This is a genomic window from Mycobacterium sp. E183 (assembly GCF_001667735.1).
Lineage (GTDB): Bacteria > Actinomycetota > Actinomycetes > Mycobacteriales > Mycobacteriaceae > Mycobacterium.
In genome coordinates this window covers 31,452-46,843 of record NZ_LZJN01000048.1, presented here as the reverse complement: position 1 = coordinate 46,843, position 15,392 = coordinate 31,452, and the positions used below count along the sequence as shown (strand labels likewise).

18 protein-coding genes are annotated in these 15,392 nt (G+C 66.3%); 10 read left to right on the top strand and 8 right to left on the bottom strand.

What is annotated here, in order from left to right; translation table 11 throughout:
* The 5 genes from dmpG to A5691_RS04345 all read left to right on the top strand — a co-directional run.
* Nucleotides 1-924: 4-hydroxy-2-oxovalerate aldolase (gene dmpG, locus A5691_RS04365; protein WP_068015974.1), on the top strand; the 924-nt coding region annotated here is incomplete at its 5' end.
* 49 nt (nucleotides 925-973) lie between these two features.
* Nucleotides 974-1,273: a hypothetical protein gene (locus A5691_RS04360; RefSeq protein WP_067755669.1), complete on the top strand. Its 300-nt coding sequence runs from the start codon at nucleotides 974-976 to the stop codon at nucleotides 1,271-1,273.
* A gap of 88 nt (nucleotides 1,274-1,361) precedes the next feature.
* Nucleotides 1,362-2,489: a hypothetical protein gene (locus A5691_RS04355; RefSeq protein WP_068015977.1), complete on the top strand. Its 1,128-nt coding sequence runs from the start codon at nucleotides 1,362-1,364 to the stop codon at nucleotides 2,487-2,489.
* A gap of 2 nt (nucleotides 2,490-2,491) precedes the next feature.
* Entirely contained in the window at nucleotides 2,492-3,274 is a 783-nt protein-coding gene (locus tag A5691_RS04350; RefSeq protein ID WP_067755663.1) for an SDR family oxidoreductase, read from the top strand.
* A gap of 48 nt (nucleotides 3,275-3,322) precedes the next feature.
* Nucleotides 3,323-4,471 carry a sulfotransferase gene (locus tag A5691_RS04345; protein ID WP_067888523.1) on the top strand — a complete coding sequence of 383 codons (1,149 nt, stop codon included), beginning with the start codon at nucleotides 3,323-3,325 and terminating at the stop codon, nucleotides 4,469-4,471.
* Nucleotide 4,472: 1 nt separating this feature from the next.
* Here A5691_RS04345 and A5691_RS04340 read toward each other — a convergent pair whose 3' ends face one another.
* The gene (locus A5691_RS04340; RefSeq protein WP_231968943.1) at nucleotides 4,473-4,763 is read right to left on the bottom strand and encodes a hypothetical protein; all 291 of its coding nucleotides are present in this window, start codon (nucleotides 4,761-4,763) and stop codon (nucleotides 4,473-4,475) included.
* Nucleotides 4,764-4,870: 107 nt separating this feature from the next.
* On the opposite strand from A5691_RS04340, the gene A5691_RS04335 reads away from it, so the two are divergent.
* Complete coding sequence (locus A5691_RS04335; protein WP_068266438.1) at nucleotides 4,871-5,443, top strand: TetR/AcrR family transcriptional regulator; 573 nt, start codon at nucleotides 4,871-4,873, stop codon at nucleotides 5,441-5,443.
* A 1-nt stretch (nucleotide 5,444) separates the two neighbouring features.
* Here the strand turns inward: A5691_RS04335 and A5691_RS04330 are convergent, their stop codons facing one another.
* Nucleotides 5,445-5,900: a hypothetical protein gene (locus A5691_RS04330; protein ID WP_067888519.1), complete on the bottom strand. Its 456-nt coding sequence runs from the start codon at nucleotides 5,898-5,900 to the stop codon at nucleotides 5,445-5,447.
* Between the two features lie 4 nt (nucleotides 5,901-5,904).
* Nucleotides 5,905-7,059: a Rieske 2Fe-2S domain-containing protein gene (locus A5691_RS04325; RefSeq protein WP_067888516.1), complete on the bottom strand. Its 1,155-nt coding sequence runs from the start codon at nucleotides 7,057-7,059 to the stop codon at nucleotides 5,905-5,907.
* A gap of 127 nt (nucleotides 7,060-7,186) precedes the next feature.
* Between A5691_RS04325 and A5691_RS04320 the strand changes: the two genes are divergently transcribed.
* Entirely contained in the window at nucleotides 7,187-7,711 is a 525-nt protein-coding gene (locus A5691_RS04320; protein WP_067755647.1) for a gamma carbonic anhydrase family protein, read from the top strand.
* Here the strand turns inward: A5691_RS04320 and A5691_RS04315 are convergent.
* From A5691_RS04315 to A5691_RS04300, 4 genes are read right to left on the bottom strand one after another with little or no spacing between them, the layout of a single operon-like run.
* On the bottom strand, nucleotides 7,708-8,115 hold the full coding sequence (locus A5691_RS04315; protein WP_067755643.1) for a nuclear transport factor 2 family protein: 408 nt from the start codon (nucleotides 8,113-8,115) through the stop codon (nucleotides 7,708-7,710). The genes A5691_RS04320 and A5691_RS04315 overlap by 4 nt on opposite strands.
* The gene (locus A5691_RS04310; protein WP_067755639.1) at nucleotides 8,112-9,311 is read right to left on the bottom strand and encodes a thiolase domain-containing protein; all 1,200 of its coding nucleotides are present in this window, start codon (nucleotides 9,309-9,311) and stop codon (nucleotides 8,112-8,114) included. The genes A5691_RS04315 and A5691_RS04310 overlap by 4 nt, the downstream gene beginning before the upstream one ends.
* Entirely contained in the window at nucleotides 9,311-10,375 is a 1,065-nt protein-coding gene (locus A5691_RS04305; RefSeq protein ID WP_067755635.1) for a thiolase domain-containing protein, read from the bottom strand. The genes A5691_RS04310 and A5691_RS04305 overlap by 1 nt, the downstream gene beginning before the upstream one ends.
* A 16-nt stretch (nucleotides 10,376-10,391) precedes the next feature.
* Nucleotides 10,392-11,387, bottom strand: coding sequence for a Zn-ribbon domain-containing OB-fold protein (locus A5691_RS04300; protein ID WP_067890797.1), 996 nt, complete (start codon nucleotides 11,385-11,387; stop codon nucleotides 10,392-10,394).
* 65 nt (nucleotides 11,388-11,452) lie between these two features.
* Between A5691_RS04300 and A5691_RS04295 the strand changes: the two genes are divergently transcribed.
* From A5691_RS04295 to A5691_RS04285, 3 genes are read left to right on the top strand one after another with little or no spacing between them, the layout of a single operon-like run.
* Entirely contained in the window at nucleotides 11,453-12,484 is a 1,032-nt protein-coding gene (locus A5691_RS04295; RefSeq protein ID WP_067755619.1) for an LLM class F420-dependent oxidoreductase, read from the top strand.
* A 43-nt stretch (nucleotides 12,485-12,527) separates the two neighbouring features.
* A complete protein-coding gene (locus A5691_RS04290) occupies nucleotides 12,528-13,244 on the top strand; it encodes an acetoacetate decarboxylase family protein (RefSeq protein ID WP_067755615.1) in 717 nt (238 codons plus the stop codon).
* 2 nt (nucleotides 13,245-13,246) lie between these two features.
* Nucleotides 13,247-14,434 (top strand): cytochrome P450, encoded by a 1,188-nt coding sequence (locus A5691_RS04285; protein ID WP_156670123.1) that lies wholly within the window; start codon nucleotides 13,247-13,249, stop codon nucleotides 14,432-14,434.
* 64 nt (nucleotides 14,435-14,498) lie between these two features.
* Here A5691_RS04285 and A5691_RS04280 read toward each other — a convergent pair whose 3' ends face one another.
* Complete coding sequence (locus tag A5691_RS04280) at nucleotides 14,499-15,341, bottom strand: hypothetical protein (protein WP_068015979.1); 843 nt, start codon at nucleotides 15,339-15,341, stop codon at nucleotides 14,499-14,501.
* Between the last annotated feature and the right edge of the window lie 51 nt (nucleotides 15,342-15,392).

The window sequence follows — 15,392 nt, the reverse complement described above, 5'->3', positions numbered from 1 at the left end:
ACCGCGGGGGTGCCCGTCATCGAGGTCACCCACGGCGACGGGCTGGGCGGCTCCAGCTTCAACTACGGCTTCTCCAAGACGCCCGAGCAAGAGCTGATCAAGCTTGCCGCCGAGACGGCCAAGGACGCCAAGATCGCCTTCCTGATGCTGCCCGGGGTCGGCACCAAGGAGGACATCAAGGAGGCCCAGAACAACGGCGGGTCGATCTGTCGGATCGCCACCCACTGCACCGAGGCCGACGTATCCATTCAGCACTTCGGCCTGGCCCGCGAACTCGGCCTGGAAACCGTCGGGTTCCTCATGATGAGCCACACGATTCCGCCGGAGAAGCTGGCCGCCCAGGCCCGCATCATGGCCGACGCCGGGTGCCAGTGCGTCTACGTGGTCGACTCGGCCGGCGCGCTGGTCCTCGAAGGGGTGCGCGACCGGGTCGCGGCCCTGGTCGCCGAGCTCGGCGACGACGCCCAGGTGGGCTTCCACGGCCACGAAAACCTGGGGCTCGGGGTGGCCAACAGTGTCGAGGCCGTCCGCGCGGGCGCCAAGCAGATCGACGGCTCGTGTCGCCGGTTCGGTGCCGGGGCGGGCAACGCGCCCGTCGAGGCGCTCATCGGCGTGTTCGACAAGATCGGCGTCAAGACCGGGATCGACTTCTTCGACATCGCCGACGCCGCCGAAGAGGTGGTCGCCCCGGCCATGCCGGCCGAGTGCCTGCTGGACCGCAACGCCCTGATCATGGGCTACTCCGGTGTCTACTCGAGCTTCCTCAAGCACGCGATCCGCCAGTCCGAGCGCTACGGCGTGCCCGCCCACCAGTTGCTGCACCGCGCCGGTCAGCGCAAGCTCATCGGCGGTCAAGAAGACCAACTCATCGACATCGCGCTGGAGATCAAGCGCGAGCAAGAAAGCGGTGCCGCCGCCAAGTAGCCTGCGCATGCACAGGCCACGCAAAGCTATCCGGAGTAACCTGGCGCGCATGACCGTGACATCCAGGAACACTCGTGGCCGCGGACCGTACGGCGTGCTCGCCGGGAGTTTGCTGGCCGTCACCGCCGCGAGCGTGATCGCGCTCCCGGTCGCCGGCGCCGCGCCCCAATGCGATCAGACCGTGGGTAACTCCATCGACCAGTACCTGCAGCGGCATCCCGATCTCCACGCGCAGCTTCAGGCCAAGTCGGAGGCGGAAGGCGGCGGCCCCAACGTCATCGACTACCTCAACCGGCATCCGGACGTGCGGCAGCATCTGATCGACCTGTCGCAGCAGTGCGCACCGTAGTGAGTCGGCCTCGTCGGTGAACGCTAGGGCGGACGCGCGGGAACGTTCGCCATTGACGAAAAAGTAGAACACGTTCTAGCGTCTATGCGTGTTCTCTGATCCTCTCACCGCCGCGATCGCCGAAGCCGAGAAACTGGTCGCCGACGCGCCCTTCATCGAGACCGAGGCAGACCTCCTGGAAGGGCTGCAGTATCTGGCGGGCTGCGTTTCGGCCTGTATCCACCTCGCCTTCGACTACGAACGGGACCACCCGTTCCTGCAGTCCGGAACCGGGCCGTTCACCAAGATGGGCCTCGACAACCCCGACACCCTCTACTTCGGCACCCGGGTACACGCCAATCACGACTACGTCGTCACCGGCCGGCGCGGCACCACGACCGACCTGAGCTTCCAGCTGCTCGGGGGTGAATACACCGACGACAACGTGCCGGCCAGCCAGGCGGCGTTCGACGACCGCGAACTCGAGATCGCGGCCGACGGCAGTTTCGAGTGGCGGGTGCGGCCCACCAGCAACGGCCAGTTGGTCATCCGCGAGGTCTATGGGGACTGGTCGGCACAGCGCGGCACGCTGGCGATTTCCCGGCTCGACACCGCGGGCACCGCGCCCCCGCCGCTGAGCCGCGAGACGATCGAAAAGCGTTATGCCACAGCGGGAAAGCAGCTCGTCAACCGGGTGAAGACGTGGCTGCAATTCCCGCAGTGGTTCTATCTCGACCTTCCGGTGAACACCATGGTTGCGCCCCGGCTCACGCCGGGCGGACTCGCGACCCAGTATTCGTCGGTCGGCCACTACGACCTGCGGCCCGATCAGGCGCTGGTGATCACCATCCCAATTTCCGATGCGCCCTACCTCGGCTTCCAGCTGGGCAGCCTGTGGTACATCTCCCTGGATTACATCAACCACCAGACGTCGCTGAACAACACTCAGGCGCAAGCGGATCCGGACGGCAAGGTGCGCATCGTCGTCGCCGACCAGAATCCGGGAGTGACCAACTGGGTCGAGACGCTGGCGCATCGGCGGGGCTTCCTGCAGTTCCGTTGGCAGCGGGTGTCGCGTCAGCTCACCGAGGCGGACGGGCCCACCGTGGAGTTGGTCGACTTCGACGCCGTACCCGCCACGTTGCCGTACTTCGAGCACAATAAGATCTCCGACGACGAATGGCGTGCGCGAATAGCGCTGCGCCAACAACAAATTGCGGCCAGGATGCTGGGGTGACCATGTCAGGATTGCTCAACGAAAAGGTCGTCGTCATCAGCGGCGTCGGGCCGGGACTCGGCACCACCCTGGCGCACCGGTTCTCCCAGGACGGTGCCGACCTGGTCCTCGCGGCGAGGACCGTGGAACGGCTGGAAAGCGTCGCCAAGGAGGTCAACGACGCCGGGCACAAGGCGCTGGCCGTGCGCTGCGACATCACCGACGACGACGAGGTCAACTACCTCGTCGAGACGACCATGGCCACCTACGGCAAGGTCGACGTGTTGATCAACAACGCGTTCCGCGTGCCATCGATGAAGCCGTTGGCCGGCACCAGTTTTCAGCACATCCGTGATGCGATCGAGCTCAGCGCCCTGGGCGCGTTGCGGCTCATCCAGGCCTTCACGCCCGCGTTGGAGAAGTCGCACGGGTCGATCGTCAACGTCAACTCCATGGTGCTGCGGCACTCCCAGGCCAAGTACGGCGCCTACAAGATGGCCAAGTCGGCGCTGCTGTCGATGTCACAGTCCCTGGCCACCGAGCTCGGCGAGAAGGGGATCCGCGTCAATTCCGTTGCCCCCGGCTATATCTGGGGTGACACCCTGCAGGCCTACTTCGAACATCAGGCGGGCAAATACGGCACCACGGTGGACCAGATCTACGCGGCCACCGCGGCGAACTCCGACCTGAAGCGCCTGCCGACCGAAGACGAGGTGGCCTCGGCGATCCTGTTCTTGGCCAGCGACCTGTCCAGCGGCATCACCGGGCAGACGCTGGACGTCAACTGCGGGGAGTACCACACGTAATGCCGCCATCGACGATGCAGAGCGAGGGGATGAGGAGGAGATGGCGACATGGGAGCTGATCGCACCGATATCGGCACCGTCGACGAACTGCACGCATCGGCCAGCAAGCTGACCGGGCTGGACGACTTCGGCGCCAACGACGACAACTACCTCGAGGCGCTCGAGGTGCTGCTGGACTCCTACCGGCGAGAAGCCGGCCTTACGGTGTTGGGCAGCAAGATGAATCGATTTTTCCTGCGCGGAGCCCTGGTGGCCCGGCTGCTGTCCGAGGCGTCGTGGAAGCAGTACCCGCAGCACGCCGACGTCGTGATCGAACGCCCGATCTTCGTCACCGGCCTGGTGCGCACCGGCACCACGGCGCTGCACCGGCTGCTGGGCGCCGACCCCGCGCATCAGGGCCTGCACATGTGGCTGGCCGAATTCCCGCAACCGCGGCCGCCGCGTGAAACCTGGGAATCACACCCGCTTTATCGCCAACTGGACGAGCAATTCAACCGGCACCACCGAGAGAATCCCGGTTACACGGGCCTGCACTTCATGGCCGCATACGAGCTCGAGGAATGCTGGCAGCTGCTTCGCCAGTCGCTGCATTCGGTGTCCTACGAGACCTTGGCGCACCTGCCCAGTTACGCGCAGTGGCTGTCGGAGCAGGATTGGACGCCGTCTTACCGGCGGCACCGCAAGAACCTCCAGCTGATCGGGCTCAATGACGCCGAAAAGCGTTGGGTGCTCAAGAATCCCAGCCACCTGTTCGCGCTGGACGCCTTGATGGCGACCTACCCCGACGCGCTGGTGATTCAGACCCATCGGCCGGTCGAGACGATCATGGCCTCCATGTGCTCGCTGGCTCAGCACACCGCCGAGGGATGGTCGACGAAGTTTGACGGGGCCCAGATCGGCGCCGACGCAATGGATACCTGGTCGCGGGGGTTGGAACGCTTCAACACCGCCCGCGCCAAGTATTCGCCGGCCCAGTTCTACGACGTCGACTACAAGGAACTGATCGCCGACCCGATCGGCACGGTGGCCGACATCTATCGGCAGTTCGGGATGACGCTGACCGACGAGGCGAGGGCGGCGATGGAGCAGACGCACGCCGACAGCCAGTCCGGCGAGCGGGCGCCGAAACATCGTTACTCGCTGGCGGATTACGGGCTGACCGTCGAAACCGTCAAGGAGCGCTTCGCCGGGCTGTGAATCAGTCGTCGACCGGCCGGGCCCCCAGCCAAACGCCGTCTGGTGGACCGATCGCGCCCGCGTGCTCGCGCGCCCTGGCAAGCTCGGACGAGGCCGCGAATCGCCTTGCCGCATCGATGTTTTCCATCTTCATGACGACGATGACGGTGGTGGGGTCGTCGCCGTCGATGTAGGTACCGGTCACGACCAGCCCATGCCGGCGCCGGGTTGCATCGAGTCGGGGTTCGCGAAACACGTCGTTCCATTGATCGACACTGGCGACCCGCTGTTTGACAAGCATCACCCCGGCCATGAGAACCTCCCTCAACTCACCGGCATATGTCCACAGTCGTAGACATATGCCCTCAGCGTAGCGCCGCCGGGGCGGATATGTCTACGGTTGTAGACAAAGGAGGACAGATGGACGACGTGCCACCACGGCGCCGCGACGCCGGTGCCACCAGAATCCGCCTGCTGGAATCCGCCCGCGAGCTCTTCCTTGCGCGGGGCTACAACGCCATTGGCCTGCGCGAGGTGGCGTCGAAAGCCGGTGTGGATGTCACTTTGGTCCGCCGCTATTTCGGGTCGAAGGAAAGGCTCTTCGCGGAAGCAACGGAGGTTTCGGAGAATGTGGAGGAACTTCTCGGCGCCGCGGACGATGTGCTGGCGGAGCGATTGATCGCCCGGGTGCTGGGCGCGCGCGGCGATGTCGACGCCCCGTTGTTCGCCCTGCTGAGGTCCAGCGGCGACCCTTCGGTCGTGGCGCGTCTCAACGAGCAGCTCGATGCGGGCCTCACCCACAACCTGGCCAAGCGGATAACGGCGGACCGGCCCAGGATTCGCGCGGACATGGTCACCGCCCTGCTATTGGGCATCGGCGTGCAGCGTGTCCTCCTGCAGAAGAAGCCGATGGCCGGCGCCCGCGAGGGCGACATCGCCGCGGTATTCCTAGAGGCGTTCGAAGCGATAACCAAACTGCCCCAAGGGCAGTGATTCAGTCGGCGTCCGGATCCTCGGGCTCGCCCAGGTAACCCTCCGCGACCGCATGCTCGATGCTGTCGCTCAACTTCGGGCAGGAACGGGTGCGCGCGGTGTCGCCACCGGAGTTGCGCACCTCGGTGAAGTGGGCGCACCGCTGCCAGGCCTCGGTGTTCCATTGCACGGCGGTGTGGCCCGGGCCCAGTTTCCGGACGGTGACCGTGACGTGGCAGAACCGGCAATCCACCGGCAGCAGGCCCGAGCGAAGGTAGCGCTCCCGGTCGGCGCGACTGGCTTCGGCGACGGCGGCGGCACGCTGCGGATCGTTGGCGAAATCCCTTGACTTCGACCAGGATCCGGAGCCGCCGTTGCGGGCCGGCGCTTCCTCGTGGTCGTGATGGTCACCGTGCAGCATCAGCATCGACCGGGCTAGCCGGTCGACGTCGGGGACTGCCGGTTGATCCTGGGTCATGGAATCAGTGTTGCTCCACGGGCACTTCGTCGTTGGCCGCCTTGAGGTTCTCTTCGACCTCGGCGTTCCAGTATTCGTTGGCGCGCGTGGTGTCCACCTCGATCTCGAAGCGCTCCACCATTTCCGGCTGGATGTCGGCCACGTCGACGTAGAACTGCTGATACCAGCGGCGCAGCTGGTAGACGGCGCCGTCTTCCTCGACCAGCAGGGGGTTGTCGATGCGGGTCTTGTGCTTCCAGATCTCGACGTCCTGCAGGAAGCCCTTGCTGACGCCTTCGGTGAATACCCGCGACAGCTTCTCGGTCATCGCTTCGTCCATGCCCTTGGGCTTTTCGACGATGACGCCCCACTGCAACACGAACGAGTTCTGGGTCACCGGGTAGTGGCAGTTGATCAGGATCGACTCCGCCTTGTAGCCGCCGTAGCTGTTGTGCAGCCAGTTGATCATGAACGATGGCCCGAAGTACGACGCCTCCGAGTCGAGGTGCGCCTCACCGTAGGAGGTACCCAGGTCGTTGACGTCCGGACGGCCCACGTTGTGCAGGTATTGCGACGCGATGTGACCCTCGAAGACGTTCTTGAAGTACGTCGGCAACCCGAAATGGATGTAGAAGAAGTGCGCCATGTCGGTGACGTTGTCGATGATGTCGCGGCAGTTCGAGCCCTCGATGAGGATGCGGTTCCACCGCCATTCCGTCCACTCGTTGCTGGCGGCTTCCGGGATGTCGGGGATCCGGACCGCGGGGTCCGGCGGATTCTGTTCGTGGTCGTGCCAGACGAACAACAGGCCGCCGCGCACGTCGGTCGTCCACGAGCGGGTGCGCGCCGTCTTGGGTGTGCGCTTGGCGTATGGCACGAGCTTGCAGCGGCCGTCACCGCCCCAGCGCCAGTCGTGGAACGGGCAGGCCACCTCGTCGCCTTTGATGGTGCCCTCAGAGAGGTCACCACCCATGTGCCGGCAGTAGCCGTCCAGCACGTTCAGGTTCCCGTGTGAGTCGGCGAAGACCACCAGCTTGGTGCCGAACGCCTCGATCGAGTGCGGCTTGCCGTCCTGGAAGTCCTTCGCGACGCCCAGGCAATGCCAGCCCCGGGCGTACCTTGTCGGCAGAGCACCGGGATCGATCTCCCGGATGCCGACCGCCTTGGCGTCGGTAGTCACCTGTCACCTCCAACTCGCTGGCCCTCTAACTAGAACACGTTACAGTTTTGCGGTGGCGGCGCGCAACGACGGCGAGTCTGGCCACGGCATATGCGCGGCGGATTCCCGCTCGGGGTATATCTAGACGATGCCGCTGTTTGCTTTCGAGGGCCGGGCGCCGCGGGTCGATCCCACCGCTTTCGTGGCGCCGACCGCCACCCTGATCGGCGAGGTCGTCGTCGAAGCCGGTGCATCGGTGTGGTTCAACACCGTGCTGCGCGGCGACTACGGGCCGATCGTGGTGCGCGAGGGCGCGAACGTGCAGGACGGGTCGGTGCTGCACGCGCCGCCCGGCATCCCGGTCGACATCGGGCCCGGCGCCACGGTGGCGCACATGTGCTGCATCCACGGGGTGCATGTCGGGGCCGAGGCCCTGATCGCCAACCACGCGACCGTCCTCGACGGCGCGGTCATCGGCGCGCGCAGCCTGATCGCGGCCCATTCATTGGTGACGGCCGGCACCCAGATTCCGGCCGGCATGCTGGCGGTGGGCGCACCGGCGCAGATCAAGGGACCCGTCGCCGGAACGGGCGCGGAGATGTGGGTCAAGGTGAATCCGCAGGCCTACCGCGAACTGGCTCAGCGGCACCTGGCCGGGCTCGAGCCGCTCTAGACCTTCCGGGCCGACGCGGCCGCGCGGTCCATCTCCCAGTAGGCGCGCAGGGCGGTCATCTGGCCCTCGTCGTTCGCCTTGTAGGTGAAGACGCCCTCCGCGGTCACCTGATAGTCGCCATGGGTGATCAGGATGTGGCCGACGTTGGCTTCCTCGTTGCCGCATTGGTAGGTGTCGCGGAAGACGAACTCGATCTTGGTGGTGGGCGCGATCGCTTTGTCCCAGAAGGCCGAGATCGCGTCGCGGCCCCGGTGTCCTTTGCCTTCCGGGTCGAAGGCCGACGGCCCGATCGGATCCTCGACGATCGCGTCGTCGGCGAACACCGCCAGCCACGCCTCTTTGTCCCTGGCGATGACCGCCTCGCGCGAGCGGCGGCCCGCCTCGTGCGCGGGGTTCTCGGTCACGAGCCGACTTTTTCGGGCGTGGGTTTGTCCGCGCCGACCACCCACATGGAGTAGTACTGCGAGCCACCGCCGTAGGCGTGCCCCAACGCCTTACGCGCGTTGGGGACTTGGTGATCCCCGCCCTTGCCCATCACCTGAATCGCCGCCTCGGCGAACCGAATCAGGCCGGACGCGCCGATCGGGTTCGACGACAGCACGCCGCCCGACGGGTTGACCGGTAGCCGCCCCCCGATCGCCGTCTCGCCGGCTTCGGTGAGCTTCCAGCCCTCACCCTCGGGCGCAAAGCCGAGGTTTTCCAACCACATCGGCTCGAACCACGAGAAGGGCACGTAAATTTCCGCGGCGTCGATCTCGTCGATCGGGCTCGTGATGCCCGCCGCCTTCCACAGCGCCGCGGCGGCGTCCCGCCCGGCCTGGGGGCTGACCTGGTCGCGTCCCGAGAATTGCAGCGGCTCGGTGCGCAGCGCGGTCGCGTGGATCCACGCGACCGGCTGTCCTTGGGCCAGACGGGCTTCGGCGGCCTCCTCGTTGCCGATCACCACCGCGGCGGCACCGTCCGAGGACGGGCAGGTCTCGTCGTAGCGGATCGGGTCCCACAACATCGGCGACTCCATCACCTTCTCGACGGTGATGTCGGGCTGATGCAGGTGCGCCAGCGGATTGCGGGCCCCGTTCAGCCGGTCCTTGACGGCAACCATCGCGCCGATGTTCAACGGTGCGCCGGAACGGCGGATGTAGGACCGCACGTGCGGGGCGAAATAACCGCCCGCGCCTGCGCCGACGGGCTTGATGAAGGGGACCGGAATCGACAACGCCCACATGGCATTTGATTCCGACTGCTTCTCCCAGGCCATGGCCAGCACGCGGCGGTACTTGCCGGACTGCACCAGACTGGCGGCCACCACCGCGGTGGACCCGCCGACCGAACCCGCGGTGTGCACCCGGATCAGCGGCTTGCCGGTGGCGCCGACGGCGTCGGCCATGAACAGCTCGGGCATCATCACGCCCTCGAAGAAGTCGGGCGCCTTGCCGACGACGACGGCGTCGATGTCGTCGAACGTCGAACCCGAATCTTCCAGCGCGCGGTCGATCGCCTCGCGCACCATGCCGTTCATCGAAACGTCCTTGCGCTTGGCCACGTACTTGGTCTGCCCGGTACCCAGTACCGCGGCCAGGTATGCTCCCGCTCCGGCCATCAGTTCTTTCCTTCCATGACCGCGACCAGGTTCTGTTGCAACGCGGGCCCGCTGGTGGCGTGCGCGAGCACCCGCTTGGCCGATCCGTTCCAGATGTGTTGGGCGGCAAAGCCGATACGCTCGAGGCCGGCGACGAACATGGGGTTGGCGGCCAGCGCTCCACCGGACGGGTTGACCTTGGTCGGCCCCGGTATCCGGATGGCTTGCTCGAGGATCAGGTGCTGGTGGGTGAACGGCGCGCAGATCTCCGCGACGTCCAGGTTGTCGGTTCGGCCGCCCGTGGCCGCCTGGGCCGCGGCCTTGGTCGACGGGGACTCGGTGAGGTCGCGCGCGCCGAGGGCCGGGGTTTCGATGCGGTGCTCGATTCCCGTTATCCAGGCGGGGTTCTCGCGCAGCTCGCGCGCCCGATCGTCGGCCGCGAGCACGATCGCGGCGGCGCCGTCGGTGATGGGCGCGATGTCGTGGCGCCGCAGCGGCTCGGCGAAGAACGGCCGCTCGAGCAGCTCGGCCACGCTGATCGACCCCTCCACCTTGTCGACCCGGCGCGCGTTGGCGAAGGAGTCGAACGCGACGCGCGCCATCTGCTCTTCGGTCCACTTGCCGTTGTCGAGCCCCATGCGGGCCTGCAGCCCGGCCATCGAGATCGAGTCCGGCCACAGCGGCGCGACGGTATAGGGATCGGTCTGCCGGGACAGGATCTGGCGCAGAATTCCGGCCGAGGACTTGCCGAACCCGTACACCAGCGCGGTGTCGACCTCGCCGGTCAGGATCTTGATGTAGGCCTCGTAGAGGGCCCACGCCGCGTCCATCTCGACGTGCGATTCGTTGATCGGCGGCACTGCGCCGATCGAGTCGATCGCCGAGATGAACGAGAATGCCCGCCCGGCGAGGTAATCGGAGGATCCCGAGCACCAGAAGCCGATGTCGGCCTTCGTGATACCCAGGTCCTCGTAGAGCTGGGCGAAGCACGGCATCAACATCTCGACGCCGTTGGTGGTGCCGTCTGTGCGGCGTACGTGTGGGGCGTGGGCGAAGCCGACGACCGCAACGTTGCGAGCGCTCATGTGGTAGGTGTGCCCTTTACAGGTGGTGCTTGTAGGTGTCGTAGTCGGCGTCGGGTTCCCCTGTCGGCCGGAAGTACTCGATGTTGTCGATGCCAAAGCCCCACTCCTCGCGGGGTTTCCACACCGCCTCGACGCGCATACCCATCCGCACCTCGTGCGCGTCGATGTCGGCGACCAGATGCAGGAAGGGAATGTCGGCACCGTCGAGCAGCACGTAGGCCGCCACGTAGGGCGGTTTGATGCGCTGACCCTGGAACGGGATGTTGATGATCGCGAACGTCGTGACGGTGCCCTTGTCGGGCAGCTCCACGAATTCGGTGGTGGGTTGGCCGGTGGCCGGGTCCGCGCCGTGCGGCGGGAAATAAACCTTGCCCTTCTCGCCGGTACGCGCGCCCAGCAGCTTGCCCTGCGCGATGGCCCGCAGGTAGGCGCTTTCCTCGTGGGAGGCGGTGTGCTGAATCGTCAGCGAGATCGGCGTGACGATCATGGTCACCGGATCTTGTTCGCCCGCCGGCTGTTCGGACACCGGCTCGGCTTCCTCACCGAGCTCGAAGTACGCGATGTCGGTGATGGTGCCCACCGGCTCGTCGGCCCAGTGCACATGGACCCGGGAGCCCGTCGTGATGGCTCCTGGGCTGCCGGCGTCCACGGCGTGCATCAGCGGGGTGTCCGCGCCGTCGAGCTTGATCAGCGCCCAGGCGAACGGACGGTCCAGGGGCTGACCCTCCACCGGATCCGGTTGCCACGTCCAGGAAACGACGGTGCCGACGCTGGACACCGGCACCATCTCGCCCAGCGGCTCGTAGGTGACCGGGTCGTATTCCGCCGGCGGCACGTGTACCCGGCCATCGGATCCGCGCACTCCCAGGACGTGGCGCTCACGCAGTGCGGTGAAGAACTTGCTCAGCGTGGGGCCGACCGAACGGGTGTAGTCGAAAGACAACGTCAGCGGCGCGGAGAGCGGTGGCTCAGTGGGATCCGTCAAGGTCGGGCTGCTCGAACTGGCTGTCACGCCATCGAGTAGAACAGGTTCTAAGAACTGTTTCAACATCGGGTCCTCGGAAGGGTTCAGTGACTATGAAGCTGGGATTGCAGCTCGGGTATTGGGGCGCTCAGCCGCCGGAGAACCACGCGGAGCTCGTCGCCGCCGCCGAGGAAACCGGATTCGACGCCGTCTTCACGGCCGAAGCGTGGGGATCGGATGCCTACACGCCGCTGGCGTGGCTGGGCTCTTCGACACACCGGCTGCGACTGGGCACCTCGGTGATTCAGCTGTCCGCGCGGACCCCGACGGCGACCGCAATGGCCGCGCTGACGCTCGACCATCTGTCCGGGGGCCGGCACATCATCGGCCTCGGCGTCTCGGGCCCGCAGGTGGTCGAGGGCTGGTACGGCCGGCCGTTCCCCAAGCCGCTGGCCCGTACCCGTGAATACGTCGACATCATGAGGCAGGTGTGGGCCCGCGAGAAGCCGGTCACCAGCGACGGCCCCCACTACCCGTTGCCGCTGACCGGCGAGCAGACGACCGGGCTGGGCAAGCCCCTCAAGCCCATCACCCACCCGCTGCGCCCCGACATCCCGATCATGCTGGGCGCCGAGGGGCCGAAGAACGTGGCCCTGGCCGCCGAGATCTGCGACGGCTGGCTGCCGATCTTCTACACGCCGCGGATGGCGGACACCTACAACGAATGGCTCGACGAAGGGTTCGCGCGGCCCGGGGCGCGCCGCAGCCGCGACGACTTCGAGATCTGCGCGACCGCCAACATCGTCATCACCGACGACCGCCCCGCGGCGTTCGCGGCCATGAAGCCCTACATCGCGCTCTACATGGGTGGGATGGGCGCCGAGGACACCAACTTCCACGCCGACGTCTACCGGCGGATGGGCTACGCCGAGGTGGTCGACGAGGTCACCAAGCTGTTCCGCAGCAACCAGAAGGACAAGGCCGCCGAGATCATCCCCGACGAGGTGATCGACGACGCCGCGATCGTCGGTGATATCAACTACGTCCGTGAGCAGGTCAAGGTCTGGGAAGCCGCCGGCGTCACCATGATGGTGGTCAACGGACGCAATGAGGCGCAGATCAGGGAGCTCGCCACGCTGATCTAGCCGATCCTTGCCAGGGGATTAGAACGCGTTCTAGTGTGGCCCGATGACAGCCTCGCAGCACACCATCGCGGGCACGGTACTGACCATGCCGGTGCGGATCCGCCAGGCAAATCAGCACATGGCGATGTTCTCCGTCGACGCCGACGCCGCGCAGCAGATGATCGACTACAGCGGCCTGCAGGTCTGCCGCTACCTGCCCGGTCGCGCGATCGTGGTCCTGATGCTGATGCATTACCTCGACGGCGACCTGGGCCAGTATCACGAGTTCGGCACCAGCGTCATGGTCAACCCGCCCGGCTCGAAGGCCAGCGGGCTACGAGCGCTGCAGTCGGCCGGCGCCTTCATCCATCACCTGCCCGTCGACCAGGCGTTCACCTTGGAGGCGGGCACCAAGATCTGGGGTTACCCGAAGGTGATGGGCGACTTCACCGTTCGGGAGGGGCGCCGGTTCGGTTTCGACCTCAGCATCGACGGCCAGCCGGTGATCGGCATGGATTTTCGCCCCGGCCTGCCGTTCCGGCTGACCCCCCGCCAGCAGGCGCAGACCAGTTACTCACACCGCGACGGCGTCACCCGCGAGACCGCCTTCGAACACACGCTGGATGGTGTGCACACCCGGTTCGGCGGCGTGCGGATCCGGCTGGGTGATCACCCGTATGCGAAAGAGCTTGCGTCGCTAGGCCTTCCAAAACGCGCTTTGGTGTCCAGTTCCGCTCAGAACGTCCAAATGACCTTCGGTGATGCCCAGGAGATCTCATGACGATGACCAGACCCGATGTGGATCTGACCGACGGTGCCTTCTACGCGGGCGATTCGCGGTCCGTCTACCGATGGATGCGCGAGCACGAGCCGGTCTTCCGGGACCGCAAGGGATTGGCCGCCGCGTCGACCTATCAGGCCGTGATCGAGGCCGAACGCAACCCCGAGCTGTTCTCCAACGCCGGCGGCATCCGCCCCGACCAAGACGGCGTCGAGATGATGATCGAGATGGACGATCCGCAACATCTGCTGCGCCGCAAGCTCGTCAACTCCGGCTTCACCCGCAAGCGCGTGAAAGACCTTGAAGCCAAGATCGTTTCGCTGTGTGACACGCTGATCGACGCGGTGTGCGAACGCGGCGAATGCGACTTCGTCTGGGACCTTGCCGCGCCCCTGCCGATGGCCGTGATCGGCGACATGCTCGGCGTGCGTCCCGAGGAGCGCAAGATGTTCCTCAAGTGGTCCGACGACCTGGTCAGCTTCTTGAGCAGCACCGCGGCGGAGTCCGATTTCCAGGTCACCATGGACGCTTTCGCGGCCTACAGCCAGTACATGATGGGCATGATCGAGGCCCGCAAGTCCGAGCCGACCGACGACCTGGTGAGTGTCCTGGTGCACGCGGAGGTCGAGGGCTCACGGCTCGAGGACCACCAGATCGTCACCGAGGTGCTGCTGCTGTTGATCGGCGGCGACGAGACCACGCGCCACACGCTGTCCGGCGGGACCCGGCAGCTGCTGCTGCACCCGGATCAGCACCGGCGCCTGGCGGGCGACCTGAGCCTGCTGCCCAACGCGATCGAGGAGATGTTGCGCTGGACCGCGCCGGTGAAGAACATGGCACGCACCATCACCGCCGACACCGAGTTCCACGGCACCCAGCTGCGCCAGGGCGAGAAGATGATCCTGCTGTTCGAGTCGGCGAACTTCGACGAGAAGGTGTTCGACGATCCGGAATCATTCGACATCGCGCGTTATCCGAACAACCACCTCGCCTTCGGCTTCGGGACGCACTTCTGCCTCGGGAACCAGCTAGCCCGGCTGGAGCTGTCCATCATGCAGACCCGGCTGCTGCAGCGCCTGCCGGACATGCGGCTGGCCTCGGAGGCCGACCTGCCCCTGCGGCCGGCCAACTTCGTCTCCGGCCTGGAGAAGATGCCGGTCGCGTTCACGCCGAGCGCACCGCTGGGGTAGGCGCCTTGGCTCGTCGCCGAGCGTGCAACTGTTGCGAGAAAACGGCGCAAAACTCGCGACAGCTTCACGCTCGGCGGCGCCATGCGTCGGCCACCCGCGCCAGGATGCCGCCTTGTGTGTCTGCCGACGTGACCCGAATGGCTATCCAGCCCACGTCCTGCAGCGCTTCGAATCGAGCGATATCCCTGCGGAATTGCCTGCGATCCGTCCGATGGTGGTCACCCTCGTACTCGAGGGCGATTTTGACGTCTTCCCAACCAAGGTCGATAACCGCGACAAGCTCGCCATGTTCGCCGCAGACGGGAATCTGGGTCTGCGGTGGAGGGTATCCGGCTTCGATGACCGTCAGTCGCAGCCACGTTTCCCGGGGTGACTGCGCACCGGCATCGACAAGCTCGAGCGCGCGCCTGGCCCGCCGGATGTTCCGGTGGCCCTTGTAGCGTTCCGCAATTAATTCGGCATCGGCGACCTTTAGTCGGGTTGCCCGAGCCAGGGCGTCGAGCGCAGCGACGGCCGTACCGACCGGATTGCGACAGGCTAGGTCGAATGCCGTGCGCGCCGGGGTCGTTACTGACATGCCCTGGATCGTCGTGCTTTCGTCGTCTTCGATGCGGTCAGCCCAGGTGCGGACATGTGTTGGCGCGTGGCGATTCTGGTAGATGAGTTCGGCCGGCGCCTGGGCATCGACCCATTTGGCGCCGTGTAGCGCCGCGGCCGACCGGCCGGCGAGGACCCCGCGCCGCCGTGACCACAACCACGCCGCCTCGGCACGCACCACGGCGGTGACCTCCGCATCGCGGGGCACGTACACGTCGCGGTGCATCGCCACGAACCTGCCGGTGCGTAAGGCGTACGGCGTCACCAGCCCGGACGCGACCGCCTCGCTACCGAGAAATGGCTTTCCCATCCCGCGGAGTATGCCGAGGGGCACCGACGGGTCGTCCAGTGTGAAGCCATT